At 65.4% G+C, this 16,892-nt stretch carries 18 protein-coding genes; 9 read left to right on the plus strand and 9 right to left on the minus strand.

The window, feature by feature from the left end; all coding sequences use genetic code 11:
• Positions 1 to 8 precede the first annotated feature (8 nt).
• Both Q8Q80_RS04975 and Q8Q80_RS04980 read right to left on the minus strand, forming a co-directional pair.
• On the minus strand, positions 9 to 794 hold the full coding sequence (locus Q8Q80_RS04975; protein WP_305631862.1) for a LytTR family DNA-binding domain-containing protein: 786 nt from the start codon (positions 792 to 794) through the stop codon (positions 9 to 11).
• The gene (locus Q8Q80_RS04980; RefSeq protein WP_305631863.1) at positions 791 to 1,792 is read right to left on the minus strand and encodes a sensor histidine kinase; all 1,002 of its coding nucleotides are present in this window, start codon (positions 1,790 to 1,792) and stop codon (positions 791 to 793) included. The genes Q8Q80_RS04975 and Q8Q80_RS04980 overlap by 4 nt, the downstream gene beginning before the upstream one ends.
• Positions 1,793 to 1,887: 95 nt before the next feature.
• Between Q8Q80_RS04980 and argH the strand changes: the two genes are divergently transcribed.
• The 5 genes from argH to Q8Q80_RS05005 all read left to right on the plus strand — a co-directional run bounded on the left by argH (position 1,888) and on the right by Q8Q80_RS05005 (position 7,710).
• Complete coding sequence (argH, locus tag Q8Q80_RS04985) at positions 1,888 to 3,291, plus strand: argininosuccinate lyase (protein ID WP_305631864.1); 1,404 nt, start codon at positions 1,888 to 1,890, stop codon at positions 3,289 to 3,291.
• A gap of 52 nt (positions 3,292 to 3,343) precedes the next feature.
• A complete protein-coding gene (locus Q8Q80_RS04990) occupies positions 3,344 to 4,654 on the plus strand; it encodes a protein kinase (RefSeq protein ID WP_305631865.1) in 1,311 nt (436 codons plus the stop codon).
• 3 nt (positions 4,655 to 4,657) lie between these two features.
• Positions 4,658 to 5,980: a serine/threonine-protein kinase gene (locus tag Q8Q80_RS04995; RefSeq protein ID WP_305631866.1), complete on the plus strand. Its 1,323-nt coding sequence runs from the start codon at positions 4,658 to 4,660 to the stop codon at positions 5,978 to 5,980.
• Complete coding sequence (locus Q8Q80_RS05000) at positions 5,977 to 6,855, plus strand: fructosamine kinase family protein (RefSeq protein ID WP_305631867.1); 879 nt, start codon at positions 5,977 to 5,979, stop codon at positions 6,853 to 6,855. The genes Q8Q80_RS04995 and Q8Q80_RS05000 overlap by 4 nt, the downstream gene beginning before the upstream one ends.
• Before the next feature lie 291 nt (positions 6,856 to 7,146).
• On the plus strand, positions 7,147 to 7,710 hold the full coding sequence (locus Q8Q80_RS05005; protein WP_305631868.1) for a phasin family protein: 564 nt from the start codon (positions 7,147 to 7,149) through the stop codon (positions 7,708 to 7,710).
• Positions 7,711 to 7,835: 125 nt separating this feature from the next.
• Here Q8Q80_RS05005 and Q8Q80_RS05010 read toward each other — a convergent pair whose 3' ends face one another.
• Together Q8Q80_RS05010 and ubiD are read right to left on the minus strand one after the other, a co-directional pair.
• The gene (locus tag Q8Q80_RS05010; RefSeq protein WP_305631869.1) at positions 7,836 to 8,591 is read right to left on the minus strand and encodes a molybdopterin-binding protein; all 756 of its coding nucleotides are present in this window, start codon (positions 8,589 to 8,591) and stop codon (positions 7,836 to 7,838) included.
• Between the two features lie 37 nt (positions 8,592 to 8,628).
• Positions 8,629 to 10,122, minus strand: a complete 1,494-nt coding sequence (ubiD, locus tag Q8Q80_RS05015) for a 4-hydroxy-3-polyprenylbenzoate decarboxylase (protein ID WP_305631870.1) — start codon at positions 10,120 to 10,122, stop codon at positions 8,629 to 8,631.
• A 198-nt stretch (positions 10,123 to 10,320) separates the two neighbouring features.
• Here ubiD and Q8Q80_RS05020 point away from each other — a divergent pair, with 198 nt between their 5' ends.
• Positions 10,321 to 11,220 carry a histone deacetylase gene (locus tag Q8Q80_RS05020; RefSeq protein WP_305631871.1) on the plus strand — a complete coding sequence of 300 codons (900 nt, stop codon included), beginning with the start codon at positions 10,321 to 10,323 and terminating at the stop codon, positions 11,218 to 11,220.
• Between the two features lie 38 nt (positions 11,221 to 11,258).
• Here the strand turns inward: Q8Q80_RS05020 and Q8Q80_RS05025 are convergent, their stop codons facing one another.
• Genes Q8Q80_RS05025 through Q8Q80_RS05035 form a run of 3 tightly spaced genes read right to left on the minus strand, consistent with a single transcriptional unit; the run spans position 11,259 to position 13,457 of the window.
• The gene (locus tag Q8Q80_RS05025; protein WP_305631872.1) at positions 11,259 to 11,468 is read right to left on the minus strand and encodes a hypothetical protein; all 210 of its coding nucleotides are present in this window, start codon (positions 11,466 to 11,468) and stop codon (positions 11,259 to 11,261) included.
• A gap of 49 nt (positions 11,469 to 11,517) precedes the next feature.
• Positions 11,518 to 12,348, minus strand: coding sequence for an iron-containing redox enzyme family protein (locus Q8Q80_RS05030; RefSeq protein ID WP_305631873.1), 831 nt, complete (start codon positions 12,346 to 12,348; stop codon positions 11,518 to 11,520).
• A gap of 56 nt (positions 12,349 to 12,404) precedes the next feature.
• Complete coding sequence (locus Q8Q80_RS05035; RefSeq protein WP_305631874.1) at positions 12,405 to 13,457, minus strand: class I SAM-dependent methyltransferase; 1,053 nt, start codon at positions 13,455 to 13,457, stop codon at positions 12,405 to 12,407.
• 493 nt (positions 13,458 to 13,950) lie between these two features.
• On the opposite strand from Q8Q80_RS05035, the gene Q8Q80_RS05040 reads away from it, so the two are divergent.
• Entirely contained in the window at positions 13,951 to 14,205 is a 255-nt protein-coding gene (locus Q8Q80_RS05040; RefSeq protein ID WP_305631875.1) for a hypothetical protein, read from the plus strand.
• A gap of 55 nt (positions 14,206 to 14,260) precedes the next feature.
• Positions 14,261 to 14,503, plus strand: a complete 243-nt coding sequence (locus Q8Q80_RS05045) for a hypothetical protein (protein WP_305631876.1) — start codon at positions 14,261 to 14,263, stop codon at positions 14,501 to 14,503.
• Between the two features lie 93 nt (positions 14,504 to 14,596).
• Here the strand turns inward: Q8Q80_RS05045 and Q8Q80_RS05050 are convergent, their stop codons facing one another.
• Both Q8Q80_RS05050 and Q8Q80_RS05055 read right to left on the minus strand, forming a co-directional pair.
• Positions 14,597 to 14,794: a DUF1127 domain-containing protein gene (locus Q8Q80_RS05050; protein WP_305631877.1), complete on the minus strand. Its 198-nt coding sequence runs from the start codon at positions 14,792 to 14,794 to the stop codon at positions 14,597 to 14,599.
• Entirely contained in the window at positions 14,769 to 15,164 is a 396-nt protein-coding gene (locus Q8Q80_RS05055; RefSeq protein ID WP_305631878.1) for a hypothetical protein, read from the minus strand. The genes Q8Q80_RS05050 and Q8Q80_RS05055 overlap by 26 nt, the downstream gene beginning before the upstream one ends.
• A 202-nt stretch (positions 15,165 to 15,366) precedes the next feature.
• On the opposite strand from Q8Q80_RS05055, the gene Q8Q80_RS05060 reads away from it, so the two are divergent.
• Entirely contained in the window at positions 15,367 to 16,770 is a 1,404-nt protein-coding gene (locus Q8Q80_RS05060; protein WP_305631879.1) for a PLP-dependent aminotransferase family protein, read from the plus strand.
• Positions 16,771 to 16,892: the final 122 nt, after the last annotated feature.

Raw genomic sequence — 16,892 nt, forward strand, 5'->3', positions numbered from 1 at the left:
AGAAACGGCTACCCGCGCCCGGTTTCCGCGAATTCTGCCTTGACCTGCGCCCACTGCCGGCGGCTGACCGGGAGGCGCTCTTCCAGCCCTTTCAGCACGACTGCCCAGTGGCCGTCGGTGCCGTCGCGCACCTGCTCGAAACCGACCACGGCATCGCGCGCGACCAGGCAGCTGCGATGGATGCGCACGAATCGGCTGGCGAATTCCTGCTCCAGCGCAGCCAGCGGTTCCTCCAGCAGGTATTCGCGTTCGGCGGTGCGCGCGGTGACGTACTTGAGCTCGGCGCGCAGATACAGCACATCGCGCACCGGCACCAGCAGGATGCGGCCGCGTTCGCTGCACGACAGGTGCAGGCGTCCGCCGGGCAACAGGCTCTGCACGACGTCGGCCGGCACCGCCCGGCCGGGCACGCGGCGCAGCGCATCGAGCAGACGGGCGGCGCGCACCGGCTTGAGCAGGTAATCGACGGCATTCAGTTCGAAGGCGCGCACCGCGTACTGGTCGTAGGCGGTGCAGAACACCAGCGTCGGTGGCGTAGGCAGCCGGCCGAGGTGCGCGGCCAGTTCGATGCCATCCATGCCGGGCATGCGGATGTCGACCAGCGCCAGATCGGCCGCATCGTGCGGCGGCAGCGCCTGCAGCGCGTCGAGCGCCTCATGCCCGTTGGCTGCTTCGCCGACCACGCGATTGGGCAGTTCGGGTGCGATGTCGGACAACAGGGCGCGCAGACGCAGGCGGGCTGGCGCCTCGTCGTCGGCGATGAACACGCGCAGTTCGGCCGGCCGGTCGATCATGTGGCCGCCCGGTACGGAAAGCGGATGCGCACCCGGTACAGGCCGTCCTGTTCGCCTGCATCGAGTTGTGCTTCGAGATCGAAGAACAGCATCAGCCGCTCACGGATATTGTCCAGCGCCATGCGGTTGCCGCCGCCGTGCGCCGACATCCGGCCGTCGCGCGGCGGCGCCGGATTGTCGATCTCGACCACCACTTCGTTGCCGCTGCGCGTGACGCTGACCCTGACTTCGCCATTGCCGGCCATCGGCTCGACGCCGTGATAGACCGCATTTTCGAGCAGCGGCTGCAGCATCAGCGGCGGCACGCGGGCGTCCGGCGGGCAGCCGTCGGTCTGCCACAGCACGCCGAGCCGGTCGCCCAGACGCAGTTTTTCCAGCGCCATGTACTGGCGGCACAGGGCAAGTTCCTCGCCCAGGGTGACCAGTTCGCGGTTTTCGCGCATCAGCACGCGGAACAGGTCTGACAGCTCCTCGAGCGCCCGTTCGGCCCGACGCGGGTCCTCGCGCATGATGCCCAGCACCGCATTCAGGCTGTTGAACAGGAAGTGCGGCCGGATGCGCGCCGACAGTGCCATCAGTCGCGCCTGCGCGATGGCCGGGCCGAGGGCCCGTTCCTGCACGGTGAAATAGACCATCGCCGCGGCCGACGCGAGCAGCGCCCACAGGGCCTCGCGCACCGGCCAGGCCTTCATGTCCTCGATCGCCCAGCCGGTCATGGCTTCGGCGAGCAAGGTACAGACGAGCGCACACAGCGCCACCAGCGCCCAGCCCGCGCGCACCGGCAGGCGGGCGAACAGCGGCGCCGCGAGATAAAGCAGCAGCAACGACATCAGCAGCGCTGGTTCGACCCGCGCCGCCATCTCCATGGCATCGAGCGGCAGCGCATCCCAGCTGCGATTGCGCGCCAGCAGCGCCAATGCGGCCAGTGCATTGACCAGCAGCACGGTGCGCAGCACCACGCCCAGGTTGCGCCAGTCGGGCGCGCGCGACGGCCTCAAGCGGCGCTCCGCCACGGGCAGACTGCCCGGTGGCCTATACTTGCAGTCCTTTTTCCGACGCTTCTCATCGCGCGTTTCTTCTACCTGTTGCCATCATGAGCCATCCTTCGCAGCCCGAGCCGACCAAGGCCTGGTCGGGCCGTTTTTCAGAGCCGGTGTCCGAACTGGTGAAACGTTACACCGCTTCGGTATTTTTTGACCGCCGCATGTGGCGGCAGGACATCCGCGGCTCGCTGGCCCACGCCGCCATGCTGGCGCGTCAGGGCATCATCGCGCAGGCCGATCTGGACGACATCCGGCGCGGCATGGCGCAGATCGAGGCGGAAATCGAGAACGGGCAGTTCGACTGGAATCTCGACGACGAAGATGTGCACCTCAATATAGAGAAGCGCCTGACCGCGCTGGTCGGCGACGCCGGCAAGCGGCTGCACACAGGCCGCAGCCGCAATGACCAGGTGGCGACCGACATCCGGCTGTGGTTGCGCGACGAGATCGACGTCATCCTCGCCCGCCTGACCGACTTCCAGTCCGCCCTGCTCGATCTGGCCGCCCAGCACACCGACACCGCGATGCCCGGCTTTACCCACCTGCAGGTGGCGCAGCCGGTCACCTTCGGCCACCACCTGCTGGCCTATTTCGAAATGGCGCAGCGCGACCGCGAACGCCTGATCGACTGCCGCCGCCGCACCAACCGGCTGCCGCTCGGTTCGGCTGCGCTGGCCGGCACCAGCTTTCCGATCGACCGTCACTTCGTCGCCGAGCAGCTGGGGTTCGAGGCGGTGTCCGAAAATTCGCTCGACGCGGTCAGCGATCGCGACTTCGCCATCGAGTTCTGCGCGGCCGCGGCGCTGGTGATGATCCACCTGTCGCGCATGTCCGAAGAACTGATCCTGTGGATGAGCCCGCGCGTCGGTTTCATCGATCTGGCCGACCGCTTCTGCACCGGCTCGTCGATCATGCCGCAGAAGAAGAACCCGGACGTGCCCGAACTGGTGCGTGGCAAGACCGGCCGCGTCAACGGCCATCTGGTCGGGCTGCTCACGCTGATGAAGGGCCAGCCGCTGGCCTACAACAAGGACAATCAGGAAGACAAGGAACCGCTGTTCGACACCGCCGACACGCTGCGCGACACGCTCACCATCTTCGCCGACATGATGACCGGCATCCGGGTCAAGCCCGATGCGATGCGCGCCGCACTGCGTCAGGGTTTCGCCACCGCCACCGACCTGGCCGACTGGCTGGTCAAGCGCGGCCTGCCGTTCCGCGACGCGCACGAGGCGGTGGCCCGTGCAGTGCGTCTGGCTGAACAGAAAGGATGCGACGTGTCCGACCTGTCGCTCGACGAGCTGAAATCGTTCTCGCCGCTGGTCGACGCATCCGTGTATGCGGTGCTGACGGTCGAAGGATCGCTGTCGGCGCGCAATCACATCGGCGGCACGGCGCCGGAACAGGTGCGCGCCGCCATCGTGCGCGCCCGCGCCCGCCTGGCGGCGGGCTGAGCCATGGCCGACCCCAGGCCGCTGTTTGCTCCCAACCCGGCCGGCCGCTGACATGGACCTGCTCGGCAAGTACCGCATCCAGCGCCTGCTCGGCGAAGGCGCGACCTCGAAGGTATTCCTCGCGCACGACCCGTTCGGCAACCGCGACGTGGCGATCAAGATCGTCGCGCGCGGTGTGGCCGACGGCGAAGGCGGCAAGTCCGAGCGTTTCCAGAAAAAGTTCTTCATCGCCGAGGCCTCGCTGGCGGGCAAGCTGACCCACCCGCACATCGTGCAGATCTACGACGCGGTGGCCGACGCCGATCCGGCGTATCTGGTCATGGAATACGTGCGTGGCGGCACGCTGGAGCCGCACACCCGGCCGGACCGGCTGCTGCCGATCGGCGACGTGCTTGAAATGATTTTCAAATGCACGCGCGCGCTCGACTTCGCGTGGCGGCTCGGGGTGATCCACCGCGATCTGAAGCCGGCCAACATCATGCGCGTGGAAGAGCCGCGCAACGATGGTCACCACCAGCCGGGCACCAATGTGAAGGTGTCGGACTTCGGCGCCGCGATGTCGATCTCGGCCAGCGAAACCCAGGTGTCGGGCGTCGGCTCGCCGGCCTACATGAGTCCGCAGCAGATCAAGGAACACCCGCTGAACCACCAGACCGACATCTTTTCGCTCGGCGTGGTGATGTACCAGTTGCTGACCGGCCAGCTGCCGTTCCAGGGCAGCAACAACTACAGCATGATGTACCAGATCACGCACGCCGAGCCGGTGCCGCCATCGGCGCTGCGGCCCGAGCTGCCGCCGGCGCTGGACGCCATCGTGATGCGCGCATTGCAGAAGTCGCTCGACGACCGCTACCCGACCTGGGACGCCTTTTCCTTCGATCTGGCCGAAGCCTTCCGCGGCGAATCGCTGCGCGAACACGACAACCGTATCGCCGACAGCGAAAAATTCAACTCGCTGCGCCGGCTCGCCTTCTTCCGCGATTTCACCGATGTCGAACTGTGGGAAGTGGTGCGGCTGGGCGAATGGCATCGCGTGGCCGGCGGCCAGATGCTGTTGCGCGAGGGCGATGCAGCCGACGGCTTCTTCATTCTCGCCGAGGGTGAAGTGAAGGTGACCAAGGCGCGCAAGCTGCTGAACGTACTGTCGGCCGGCGAATGCGTCGGCGAAATGGCCTGGCTGACGCCGGAGCGCGGCACGCGCGGCGCCGATGTGTCGACGCTGTGCGAGTCGGTCGTGATCCATCTGGCCAATGCCGCACTGGAGCGCGCGTCCGAACCTTGCCGCCACCGCTTCGACCGCGCCTTCCTGCGCATCCTCGTCGAGCGGCTGGCGCTGGCCAACCAGCGGCTCACCAACGTCTGAACGATGGACAGCCTGCGTCCGAAGGACTACCAGGCCGGCAGCACGCTCGGCCGCTACCAGCTGCGGCGCATCATCGGTCGCGGCAGCACGAGCACCGTCTGGCTCGCGTGGGATCCGGCCACGCAGCGCGAGGTGGCGATCAAGTGCATCGATCCCGACGTGCTGAACGACCGCACGCGCGGCAAGATGCACCGCAACCTGCTGATCAACGAGGCGTCGCTGGCCGACAAGCTGCAGCACCCGCACATCGTTCCGATCTACGACGCGGTGGTCGGCGACGACCAAGCGTGGATCGTCATGGAATACGTGGCCGGCGGCACGCTCGACGCGCACACCCAGCGGCCGTTCCTGCTGCCGGTCGAGCGCATCGTCGAACTGATGTTCAAGTGCACCCGCGCACTCGACTACGCCTGCCAGCTCGGCATCACGCACCGTGACATCAAGCCGGCCAACATCCTGCTGACGCGCGACGGCGACATCAAGCTGAGCGATTTCGGCGCCGCGATGTTTACCGCCAACCAGCGCACCCAGGTCGAAGGCGTCGGTTCGCCGGCCTATATGAGCCCGCAGCAGGTGCGCGAAATGCCGCTGAACCACCAGACCGACATCTATTCTCTCGGCGTCGTGCTGTACCAGCTGCTGGCCGGCGAGCTTCCATTCCAGGCCAGCAACAACTACAGCCTCGTGTACCAGATCATCCACGTCGAGCCGCCGCCACCTTCTGTGCACCGGCCCGGCCTGCCGCCGGCGCTCGACGCCGTGGTCGCCCGCGCCATGCACAAGGACATTGCGCTGCGCTACGCGAACTGGACCGGATTCACGCACGACCTCGCCCAGGCGTTCCGCAACCGCAGGCTCAGGCCGCGCGACAAAGATTCCGATTCGGCGGAACACTTCCGGCTGTTGCGCACCCTCTCTTTCTTCACCGACTTCAGCGATGTCGAACTGTGGGAAGTCGCGCGTTTCGCGCGACTCGAACGCGTCGCCGCCGGCACATTGCTGATGAAGGATGGCGAACAGGGCGACCACCTGTACGTGATTGCCGAAGGCGATGTATCGGTATCGAAGTTTGGCCGTACGCTGACCATCCTGACCGCCGGCGAGTGCTGCGGCGAAATGTCCATCGTCGCACGCGACCAGAAGCTGCGCGCCAACGACGTGCATAGCAATACCGACAGCCTGCTGTTCGTGATCGACGGCGAGCGCATCCGCCGCGCGTCCGAAACCTGCCGCATGCGTTTCTACGAAGTATTCCTGCAGGTGCTGGCGAGCCGGCTGTCGTCAGCCAATGCGCGCCTGGCCGACAGCTGGGGCCAGGGCGCGTGACGCTGGAGGCGCTGGCACAGCATATCGTCGCGACGCTGGGCAGCCGATTCGAGACATTCAGCGAACTGCCGGCCGGGCGCACCCGGCGGGCGCTGCGGATCGATACCGGCGACGGGCCGCTGTTCGTCAAGCTCCTGCCGGCCGACCGGGCTGCCGTATTCGCGGCCGAAGCCGACGGCCTGACATTGCTGACGCAGACCGACACCTTCCGCGTACCGGCCATACGTTCGCAAGCCAGCCACGACACGTATGCGTGGCTCGCACTCGAATGGCTGGATCTGCAGCCGGTGCGCGATGCCGACGACGGCCGGCGCTTCGGCGAAGCACTGGCCGCGCTGCACGCTGTGCACGGGCCGCATTACGGCCTGAACCGCGACAACTGGCTGGGCGACAGCCGTCAGGAAAACGGCAGCTCGGAATCGTGGCCGCTGTTCTTCGCTCGCAAGCGCCTGCTGCCGCAGCTCGCGACCGCGGTAGAAGGCGGGCTGCGCGGGTCGTTGGTCAGCGACCTACAGGGCATCGTCGAGCGGATCGGCGCGCTGTTCCTCGACTATCGCCCGGCGGCATCACTGCTGCACGGCGACCTGTGGCACGGCAATGCCGGCGTCGATGGCGATGGCCGCCCGACGGTATTCGACCCGGCGGTGCATTACGGCGACCGCGAAGCGGATTTCGCGCTGGCCGAAATGTTCGGCGGCTTTCCGACGACGATGTACGCCACCTACCTGCAGAGCGCACCGCTGCATCCGAATGCCTCGTCGCGACGCGCGCTGTACCGGCTGTACCACCTGCTCAACCACTACAACCTTCATGGCACGTCGTATCTGCGCGAGACCGAGCGCACCGCAGCAAGACTGCTGTCGGAACTGACCTGACGATATACACCTGCATATATTTGACGCGCAGCGGTTGCACAGGCTTCGATCTGAACGATCGTTCACATCATATTGATTCTGTTGCTTAAGTCTATTTCAAGTTTTTGTGTGCAGTGCAGCAAAAACAGCTTGACTTCGTGTGGACCACCCCTATAATCGTCCTCATGGTGCGGTGCAATACAGACGCTGCTTGGTTTGTATGAGCTGCACGCATTTCGGTGGCCCGTCAGCGTTTAACGTCTTGTTCGCTTCGTGGTCGCTCTTTCAATCATATGTATGGAGACTTTCACCATGGCTTTCACGACCGAACATTTCGCCGCTGCAAACAAGAACACCATCGAAGCGATGCTGACGCTGGCCAACACCGCCTTCGCAAGCACCGAGCGCCTCGCAGCCCTGAACCTGAACACCGCCCGTTCGATGCTGGAAGACAGCGTCGCCAACGTGAAGACCATGATGGGTGCGAAGGACGTGCAGGACATCGTTTCGCTGCAAAGCGGTCTGGTGCAGCCGTCGATCGAAAAGGCCGTTGCCTACTCGCGCAGCGTCTATGAAATCTTCTCGCAAACCCAGGAAGAACTGACCAAGGTTGTTGAAGCCCAGGTCGGTGAAGTGAACAAGGCCGTCAGCACCACGCTCGACCAGGCTGCCAAGCAAGCTCCGGCCGGTTCGGACGTCGCCGTCGCCGCCGTCAAGTCGGCCATCGCCGCCGCCAACAGCGCCTACGACAGCATGAGCAAGGCTGCCAAGCAAGCTGTGGAAATGGCTGAAGCCAATGTGAATGCAGCAACCTCGGCCACCGTGCGTGCCGTGGGTTCGGCCAGCACCGCCGCGAAGAAGAAGGCAGCCGCCTGAATCTTCAAGCTGAATGAAAAGGCCCCGCCGAGTGCGGGGCTTTTTTTCGTCTGTCGATCCGGGTGTGAGGCGTCTGCATCGGAACCGCTGCTCCTGCGAAGCACGTTCTTGCGCGAGCTTGACCGTCAGCGGTCGGCGGCATCCTGCACAGTCAGGCCGCGCAGCATGAGCTCGTGGCGCATGGCCGCCATCGCTGCGGCGACTTTTGCGGGTTCGCCCTTGGCACCCAGTTCGATGTGCGGATAGGCGCGTTCGGCATTGCCGAAGCAGGGCAGGCTGAACACCGTCACACCATGCTCGCGCTCGATCGCTTCCATCATGTCGAGCAGCCTGCTTTCATGCGCATTCGGCACATAGACCGAAGATTCGCGCCAGGCGCTCGTGTGGTGCAGGTCGCGGTAAGGGTTGTCGAGCAGCCACTCGATCATCGGCCAGGCCATTTCGGGGAAGCCGGGCACAAAGTGGTGATGGCCGCAGCTGAAACCCGGAATGCGGTTGAACGGATTCGGAATGATTTGACTGCCGGCTGGAAACTCGCCGAGCCGCAGGCGATTCTCGGTCGTTTCGGCGCCGAAGCGGGCGCGGATTTGCGCCTCGGCTTCCGGATGCAGCACACACTCGACACCCAGCGCTGCAGCAGCGGCTTGCCGCGTGTGATCGTCCGGCGTGACGCCGATGCCGCCGCATGAGAAAACGATGTCGTCGGTCGCCAGGGTGCGGCGGAAGGTTTCGATCAGCCGTTCGCGCTCGTCGCCCAGATAACTCACCCACGACAGTTGCAGGCCGCGTTCGGCGAGCAGCGCACGAACCTTGGCGAAGTGGCCGTCCTGACGACGCCCGGACAGGATTTCGTCGCCGATGATGTAAAGGCCGATGGCCATGGTGCATTCCTCTTGTTGTTTGACCGCGGCAGAAAACTCAAAGCCCCAGCTCGGACCACATCGCGTCGACCCGGCGTTTCACGTCAGCGTCCATCGTGATCGTTCGCCCCCATTCGCGCGTGGTTTCGCCCGGCCACTTGTTGGTCGCATCCAGCCCCATCTTGGAGCCGAGACCGGCAACCGGGCTCGCGAAATCAAGGTAGTCGATCGGCGTGTTGTCGACGATGACCGTGTCGCGCCGCGCGTCCATGCGCGTGGTCATCGCCCAGATCACCTCCTGCCAGCTGCGGATGTCCACGTCCTCGTCCACCACGATGATGGTCTTGGTGTACATGAACTGGCGCAGGAAACTCCACACGCCGAACATGACGCGCTTGGCGTGACCGGGGTACTGCTTGCGCATGGACACCACGGCCAGACGGTACGAGCACCCTTCCGGCGGCAGATAGAAATCGGTGATTTCCGGAAACTGCTTCTGCAGCAGCGGCACGAACACCTCGTTCAGCGCCACGCCCAGCATGGCCGGTTCATCCGGCGGCTTGCCGGTATAAGTGGAGTGGTAGATGGGATTCCTGCGCATCGTGATGCGCGTGATCGTGAACACCGGAAACTCCGCCACCTCGTTGTAGTAGCCGGTGTGGTCGCCGAACGGCCCTTCCGGCGCGTGTTCGTAGCCGGACGGGTGGTTCGTGTCCGGGCGCAGTTCGCCCTCGAGCACGATTTCGGCGCTGGCCGGCACATCGAGATCGTTGCCGATGCATTTCACCAGTTCGGTCCGGCTGCCGCGCAAGAGGCCGGCGAACTGGTACTCGGACAGCGTATCGGGGACCGGCGTCACCGCACCGAGTATCGTCGCCGGATCGCAGCCGAGCACGACCGACAGCGGAAACGGCGTGCCCGGGAATTTGCGCGCATGGTCGCGGAAATCGAGAGCGCCGCCGCGGTGGGCCAGCCAGCGCATGATCACCTTGTCCGGCGCGATCACCTGCTGGCGATAGATGCCGAGGTTCTGCCGCTTCTTGTCCGGCCCGCGCGTCACGACCAGGCCCCAGGTGATCAGCGGCCCGGCGTCATCCGGCCAGCAGGTCTGCACCGGCAGGCGGCCGAAGTCGACATCCTTCCCCTCCCACACGACTTCCTGGCAGGCGGCCGACGACACCCTTTTCGGCGCCATGGAAAACACCTGCCGGATCATCGGCAGCTTGTCCCATGCATCGCGCAGGCCCTTCGGCGGTTCGGGTTCCTTCAGCATCGACAGCGTGCGACCAATGTCACGCAGCGCCTCGGCCCATTTCTCGCCGCTGACACCCATGCCCAGCGCCACCCGGCCCGGCGTGCCGAACAGGTTACCCAGTACCGGCATGTCGAAGCCGGCAGCGTTCTCGAACAGGATGGCCGGGCCTTGCGCGCGCAGGACGCGGTCGCAGATTTCGGTCATTTCAAGATTCGGCGACACCGGGCGCGCGACGCGCTTCAGTTCGCCCAATTTTTCGAGCTGCGCGATGAAATCGCGCAAATCCGTGTATTTCATGTCGTGGTGCGGCTCCCGTGCATCGCACCCTGCTGCATCCCGCACAGGGCGCGGCCGATGGTAAGCGATAAGTGACGGCGCCGTACCCCGGATGCCGCCACAGACATCGATTCGCCGTCGACGTTCCGGCACAGCTGTCGCAACCGTCATCTGCGGCCCGCTGTCAGAATGCCCGACCGCCTCGCTTCCACACCCGACATGCTCGCCTGGTACGCCGATCACTTCGTCCTGCCGCTGCCCGAAACCCATCGCTTTCCGATGGACAAGTACCGCCGGCTGCGCGAACGCGTCGCCGCAGAACTCCCGGGCGTGACGCTGCGCGTACCGCCGGCGGCGACCGACGCCGAACTGTTCCGTGCGCACGACGCCACCTATGTGGCGCGCGTCAGCCGCGGCGACCTGACGACGCAGGAAGTGCGCATGATCGGTTTTCCGTGGTCGCCGCAGATGATCGAACGTTCGCGCCGCTCAGCCGGCGCCACCATCGCCGCCTGCAGGAGCGCGCTGCGCGACGGTGTGTCGGTCAATCTGGCTGGTGGCACGCACCACGCCAAACACGCCAGCGGCGCTGGCTACTGTGTATTCAACGATGCCGCGGTTGCGGCGCGCCTGCTGCAGGCGGAACACGGCATCGAACGCGTGGCCATCGTCGACCTCGACGTGCATCAGGGCGACGGCACGGCGGAGATACTCGGACGAGCTGACGATGTCTTCACGCTGTCGCTGCACGGCGACCGCAACTTCCCGTTCCGCAAGGAATGCAGCCACCTCGACGTTTCACTGCCCGACGGCACCGGCGACGAGGCCTATCTTGCCGCGCTCGACGACGCACTGGCCACGCTCGAATGCCGTTTTGCGCCGCAGTTCGTCATCTACCTGGCCGGCGCCGACCCGTTCGAGGGCGACCGGCTCGGCCGGCTCAAGCTCAGCAAGTCCGGGCTGGCCGCGCGCGACACCCGGGTGTTCGACTGGTGCCGCACCCGCGGTCTGCCGCTGGCCATTGCGATGGCCGGGGGCTACGCGGAAAACATCGACGACATCGTGGACATCCATTTCGCAACCGTCGCCGCGGCCCTGCGTCACTGCGTGCAGCGATAGGTCACGCCGATTCGACCGACGCTGCCGACAGGCGGACGTTACGAACCCGGCTTCAGTACCATCTTGGTCCAGCCGTCGTCACTCGCGCCGAAGTGCTGGTACGCCCGGGGTGCATCGCTCAGCGGCAGTTCGTACAACACGATGAAGGAAGGACTGGCCTTTCTTTCCGCGATCAAATCCTCCGGATCGGGTGGTCGGCAATCTGCAGCAAGATGCGCAGGGGCGGCTTTTTGTCGACGCAGCTTCAAGCCTTGCACCCGGGCGGTCCGTTCGACAGCACACGCAGGTCGCATGACCTCACGCCGCGTTGCGTGCCATCACTGCGGGCGATGCGGCGGGATCCATCCACAGTTCGTCGCGGTATTGCGCGAAGCAGCGGGCGCCAAAGCGCAATCGCAGCAGTGCCCCTTCCGCAACGGGTCGCGCCAGTGAAGGATCGGCCGCCACCAGCGGCCGGATCACCTCGCGGTTCCAGCACAGCGAATGCTGTACGTCGAGTCCGGCATGCAGCTGGAAGTAGCGACGGGCCGGTGTCGGCACACCGAGTCGTTTCAGGCCGTCATTGACCAGACCGACACGGCCGGGTGCGGTCATTTCGACTGCGCCCAGCGCACCGATCGATTGCCACGCGTAGCGCCGGTTGCTCGCCAGCGCAAGCATCAGATTGGCCAGCGCAAGTGCGGCCCATACCGTGTTCGACATTTCCGGCTTCAGATTCAGCTCGCGCGCCGTCTCTTCAAGCATCGGACCGTGCATGCCGTCTTCGTGGCCCCGACCCATTTCGTCCCAGTAGTTACGCGCCAGTTCCAGCTTCGCCTGCCGCGGCAAACCGAGTTGAGTCAGTGCAACCAGATCGTCAAAGCCTGCCTCGCCGGCAATTTCCTGACAGATGAACCAGCGCATCTGGGCCAGACTTGCAGAATCGGCGAGCCAGCGGAACAGGGGATCGTCCTGCCCCGGGCCGGACCTGGCCAGGCTTTCGAACCACTTCATGAACGCATCTGCATCGGTCGGGACGGCATCGAGTTGTTCGGTCAACGTCGCCCGCTCGGCTTCGATGAACACGCCCTCAAGTTCGCGCAGGATCGACTGTTCGCGCAAGCCGGCCCGCCAGTGCGCGTCGGCCATGCCAGGCTGCAGCCGATGATGGTTCAATCGGGCCAGCCGTCTGTGAAGGTCTTCATTCATATGCGGAGCGGCGCCACAGCGGGCGCATGGACGACCAGTCCGATCGCGGCGATCCGTTCGACACCCGCATACGCCGGCTGGTCCAGTTCGTCGCCGAAGACATCGGGATCGAGCTCGCTGTAATCGAAGCGCGCACCGGCACGCAGCAGCACCGGCTCGACCGCGCTGCGAAACGAGTCGATGCCGTCGACGATCGCGCTCCCGGTGTAGAGCACAAGACGCCCGCCGGGCCTCAGGCGTGGCAAGGATTCAACGACGACGCGCATCGACATCTCATCTCCGTATGTGCCGCCACCATCGCGATAGAGGCGATGTGCAGGGTCGATCAGGTAGGGGGGATTGCACAGGATCAGGTCGGCACTGCCCTGCACGTTGTTCAGCAGATCACTGCGCCGGCAGTCGGCGCGGATGCCGAAGACAGCAGCGTTGATGCGCGCGCAATGCAGTGCGGCATCGCTCAGATCGAGCAGCGTCAGGTGCGCCGTCGCACCCAGCCGGCGCGCAGCGAACAGGCCACCGGCGCCGGTGCCGCAGCCCACGTCGATGATCTGCCAGATCGGTGTCCGGCTCTGCGACAGCGTGCGTTCGATGAGCCGGGCGAAGCGATAGGTATCCGGACCGAAGAAGACCGCGTCGGCGGCGGTCGTCGGATAGGCCGAATGCACCAGCAACAGGTCGTCGAGCGAGGAAAAACGGATGCGGCTGCGCAAAAGGCCGCCAGCGACCGGTTCTACGGCACCGGCGCGTACAAGCAGGTCAAGCGCTTCAAACGGCAGAAGATCCTGCGCGAACGGTTGACTCCAGCCGAACACGTCACGCAGGTTTCTGGCCTGCACGGCACGGTGTGCCAGTACCCGGCCGTGGGTATCCGGCGTGACAGTCGTGTGATGGTAGCCCTCGCCCAGCAGCCAGCGGCCCAGTTCGCGGGTCGCCCGGGCGTCGAGTTGCGTGGCATGCCACGAAACGGGCGCCACAGGCAGTGGCGGTATGTCGAGCGGGACGCGCATCAGCGCTGCGTGCGCACCGGTCTGGCGCGTCATCTGTTCCATGTTGCGAAGCGATTCAATCCTGCCGGAATGAGGGCGCGCAGACGTTGCGCAACCTGACGGGGCGCCGACTCCGGGCGCGATTTGTAGAATGGATTTTTGTTTTTTCATGACTCATGGTTGCGTTGCACGACAGACGGGATCGGATTCACCGACATCAATCATTCGGTTCGATGGACGCCAGACAAACGATGCTTCCCACGCGGGTTCATGCAGGGACAATGTCGCCCCGGGCACTGAAAGTCTGTGCGTGATCACACAAAGGAGCTGCCCCCCGGAGAGGCACACACCTGCGCAGTCATCGCACACCGCCAGCGTTCGACAGCGCACGGACGACACACCGGCTATCGATCACCGTTGCGCGGCGAGCATCCGTAAACGGATCGGCCGGAAATCCAGCGCGGCGACTGATTGCGGACACTCTTGGTCATGGCTTCATCGACTTGAATGAAGTCGCACAACACCTGCAAGCGGGCGCAATCCGCCCCGACCATGAATGGAGCAACTGCCGATGCCACGCCGGGCTGACTCGAGCACTCCTGTCCCTGACTCGTTTTCGCATGGAATGACGCCGAAGCAGGCGGCGCTGATTGCAATATTTTCGGGTCTGCACGATGTCGAACCCGACGGTGACGATTTCGATATCCGGATGATCATGTGGGCCGACTACGTCAGGCACAAGGTGGGCAATGCGCAGGTTGGCACTGCACGCGCCCCTGACGGGGTGCGGTTCATTGCTCACACGACATGACGTGCCCAACCGGCAGCAGCGTCCATCACTCGGGACGCGTGGGGCAGCGTCGTTGATGTCGGGCCAGCCACCGGCAGAACTGCTTGACCTGCTGCAGTGGCCAGCCATGATCGCGACCATGGCGGCAGCCTGGCTGGTGGCGTCAGAACAGGTCGATCGACGCCACTGCGGCTTCTGGCTGTTCATGCTCAGCAATGTGCTGTGGATCGCCTGGGGCGTTCAGGCGGCTGCACCGGCGCTGATCGCCATGCAGCTTGGCCTGGCGGCGATGAACATCCGGGGCGCGATCAAGACGTGATACGGGCTCAGCGTGCGCGCCACGCTGCGGCATCAGGTCGGCGCGACATTCCAGGTGCGGCACGGGTGAATGCGTATTCCCGACCGCCACGCGTCATCGGCCGGCTTGCGCTTCCGGGCCATCGACGCGGCCGAAATGCCCCGACAGCACCGAAGGGATGTCCGAGCGGCCAAGGCCGATGTCGCGCAGTTCGAGATCGTTCATGGCACGCAGTTCGGCACGGGCGCGGCGCCGCCGGTTGGCTTCGCGCATCTGACGCGCCCAGTCACGGAGCCAGCCGGGCGCGGACATGGCGCACCTCCTGGGTTTCGCCGGCATAGCCCCAGCTGTCGGCGGCGATGTCGGTCACGATGATGTAGCTCGCCGGATGCAGCGGACCGAGCAACTCATCCAGGGCTTGCCAGACAGCATGGATATAGGTGGATTTTTCCGGCTTGGTGTTCGTGCCGGCGGTCACCCGCACGTCCAGATGGAAGGCGGTCAGTGATCCGCCAACCGCCTCCGCACCGACCGCCCAGTGCTCGACTTGCGACAGCGCGATCGCCGTCAGTTCGCGCTTCTTGCCGAGCACGTCCGCCGTCAGGTCGGTGACCGCGCGGATCACCGCGAGGCGGGTGTCGGCGTCGAGCGGGCGGGAAAGCTGCAGCGTGATCATCGGCATGACGGGTCTCCTGGGGGCTTGTGTCGTATTCCGGGCCCCATCATCCCCGCCTTCCACATTGCGATACAGATACACCGGTTCATGTTTGAACCGGTACAGTTTCGTATCGCATGATGCTGTACCGATGCGCCGCACCGGCAACTGTATCGATGCGTGCGAATCGTGCGGCAGTACAGTGAGTCAGGCTTTACGGGAGCACCGCATGAACCGCTATGAAGCACTCGCCGACCGGCTGCGCGCCGATATCCGCGCTGGCGTGTATCCGCCCGGCCAGCGCCTTCCGTCGGTGCGGCGCATCGCGCAGCAGCAGCAACTGAGCATCGCCACCTGCATCTCCGCCTACCGCAGGCTCGAAGCGCAGGGGTGGGTGGAAGCGCGGCCGCAATCCGGCTTCTTCGCGCGCATGCCGGAGGCGCTGCCGCCGCGCGCCTGCCAGACCTGCGACCATGAATCGCCGGGCGAAGTGACGATGTCGGAGCGCGTCGCGCAAGTCATGCGCGCCTCGCACCGGGACGACCTGCTGGTGTTCAGCACCGCGATTCCGCACGCCGACTTCCTGCCGGTGAAGGACGTGCGCGCCAGTCTCGCGCGCGCCCTGCGTCATGACGACGCGGGCAGTGCGCGCTACGGCGAGTTCGTCGGCGAGGAAGCGCTGCGCGTGCAGATCGCGCGCCGTGCAGTGGAGTCAGGCTGCCAGATCCACCCGGACGACATCGTGATCACGACCGGTTGCCAGGAGGCGCTGACCCTGGCGCTGCGTGCAACGACGCAGCCGGGCGACATCGTGGCCATCGAATCGCCGGCCTTCTTCGGCACGCTGCAGCTGATCGAATCGCTCGGCCTGAAGGCACTCGAAATCCCCACCGATCCCCAGACCGGCATCAGCCCGGATGCGCTCGAACTGGCGCTGGAGCGCTGGCCGGTCAAGGCCTGCCTGACCTGCACCAGCTTCAGCAATCCGAGCGGCGCGTCGGTGCCGGACGCGCACAAGCGACGCCTCGTGCAGATGCTGTCGGCACGCGGCATCGCGCTGATCGAAGACGACATCTACGGAGAACTGGCACACGACGGCGAGCGCCCGCGCGTGGCCAAGGCCTGGGACCGCAGCGGCCATGTGCTGCTGTGTTCGTCCTTCTCCAAGACGATTGCGCCCGGTCTGCGTATCGGCTGGATCGTCGCCGGCCGCTGGCGGCGCGAAGTCGAACAGCTCAAGTACGGCAGCACGATGGCCACCGCCCTGCTGCCGCAGCGCGCGCTGGCCGACTACCTTGCGACCGGCCGCTGGGACCGCCACCTCGTTCGCGTGCGCCGCCAGTACGCAGAACAGATGGCACGCATGCAGACCGCCATCGCGCGCCACTTTCCGGCCGGCACCCGCTGCACGCGACCGGCCGGCGGTTTCATCCTGTGGCTGGAACTGCCGGAGCATGTCGATGCGCTGCAACTGCAATCGCAGGCGCTGGCGGCCGGCATCAGCATTTCGCCCGGACCGATGTTTTCGCCGCAGAACAAGTATCGCAACTGCGTGCGCCTCATGTGCGCCGTGCGCTGGGACGCGCGCGTCGACGCGGCGCTGGCGACGCTGGGCCATCTCGCTGCACGCTGATTCTTTTGCAGCACGCAATGTGCCATTCGGATCATCCTTATGACCGAGGGTTACCAGAAGGCTTCATCGTGAGGTCACGAGTCATTAACGGGCTTCGCGCATCGTAGAGGGCGATTGCCGGG

This window comes from Methyloversatilis sp., assembly GCF_030698125.1.
Classification (GTDB): domain Bacteria; phylum Pseudomonadota; class Gammaproteobacteria; order Burkholderiales; family Rhodocyclaceae; genus Methyloversatilis.

Bases quoted from the DNA above. Each gene is read 5' to 3' on its own strand.
- Q8Q80_RS04975 (WP_305631862.1), bottom strand. From the start codon at position 794: ATGATCGACCGGCCGGCCGAACTGCGCGTGTTCATCGCCGACGACGAG.
- argH (WP_305631864.1), top strand. From the start codon at position 1,888: ATGAGCCATCCTTCGCAGCCCGAGCCGACCAAGGCCTGGTCGGGCCGT.
- Q8Q80_RS04990 (WP_305631865.1), top strand. From the start codon at position 3,344: ATGGACCTGCTCGGCAAGTACCGCATCCAGCGCCTGCTCGGCGAAGGC.
- Q8Q80_RS04995 (WP_305631866.1), top strand. From the start codon at position 4,658: ATGGACAGCCTGCGTCCGAAGGACTACCAGGCCGGCAGCACGCTCGGC.
- Q8Q80_RS05005 (WP_305631868.1), top strand. From the start codon at position 7,147: ATGGCTTTCACGACCGAACATTTCGCCGCTGCAAACAAGAACACCATC.
- Q8Q80_RS05010 (WP_305631869.1), bottom strand. From the start codon at position 8,591: ATGGCCATCGGCCTTTACATCATCGGCGACGAAATCCTGTCCGGGCGT.
- ubiD (WP_305631870.1), bottom strand. From the start codon at position 10,122: ATGAAATACACGGATTTGCGCGATTTCATCGCGCAGCTCGAAAAATTG.
- Q8Q80_RS05020 (WP_305631871.1), top strand. From the start codon at position 10,321: ATGCTCGCCTGGTACGCCGATCACTTCGTCCTGCCGCTGCCCGAAACC.
- Q8Q80_RS05030 (WP_305631873.1), bottom strand. From the start codon at position 12,348: ATGGCCGACGCGCACTGGCGGGCCGGCTTGCGCGAACAGTCGATCCTG.
- Q8Q80_RS05035 (WP_305631874.1), bottom strand. From the start codon at position 13,457: ATGGAACAGATGACGCGCCAGACCGGTGCGCACGCAGCGCTGATGCGC.
- Q8Q80_RS05040 (WP_305631875.1), top strand. From the start codon at position 13,951: ATGGAGCAACTGCCGATGCCACGCCGGGCTGACTCGAGCACTCCTGTC.
- Q8Q80_RS05045 (WP_305631876.1), top strand. From the start codon at position 14,261: ATGTCGGGCCAGCCACCGGCAGAACTGCTTGACCTGCTGCAGTGGCCA.
- Q8Q80_RS05050 (WP_305631877.1), bottom strand. From the start codon at position 14,794: ATGTCCGCGCCCGGCTGGCTCCGTGACTGGGCGCGTCAGATGCGCGAA.
- Q8Q80_RS05055 (WP_305631878.1), bottom strand. From the start codon at position 15,164: ATGCCGATGATCACGCTGCAGCTTTCCCGCCCGCTCGACGCCGACACC.
- Q8Q80_RS05060 (WP_305631879.1), top strand. From the start codon at position 15,367: ATGAACCGCTATGAAGCACTCGCCGACCGGCTGCGCGCCGATATCCGC.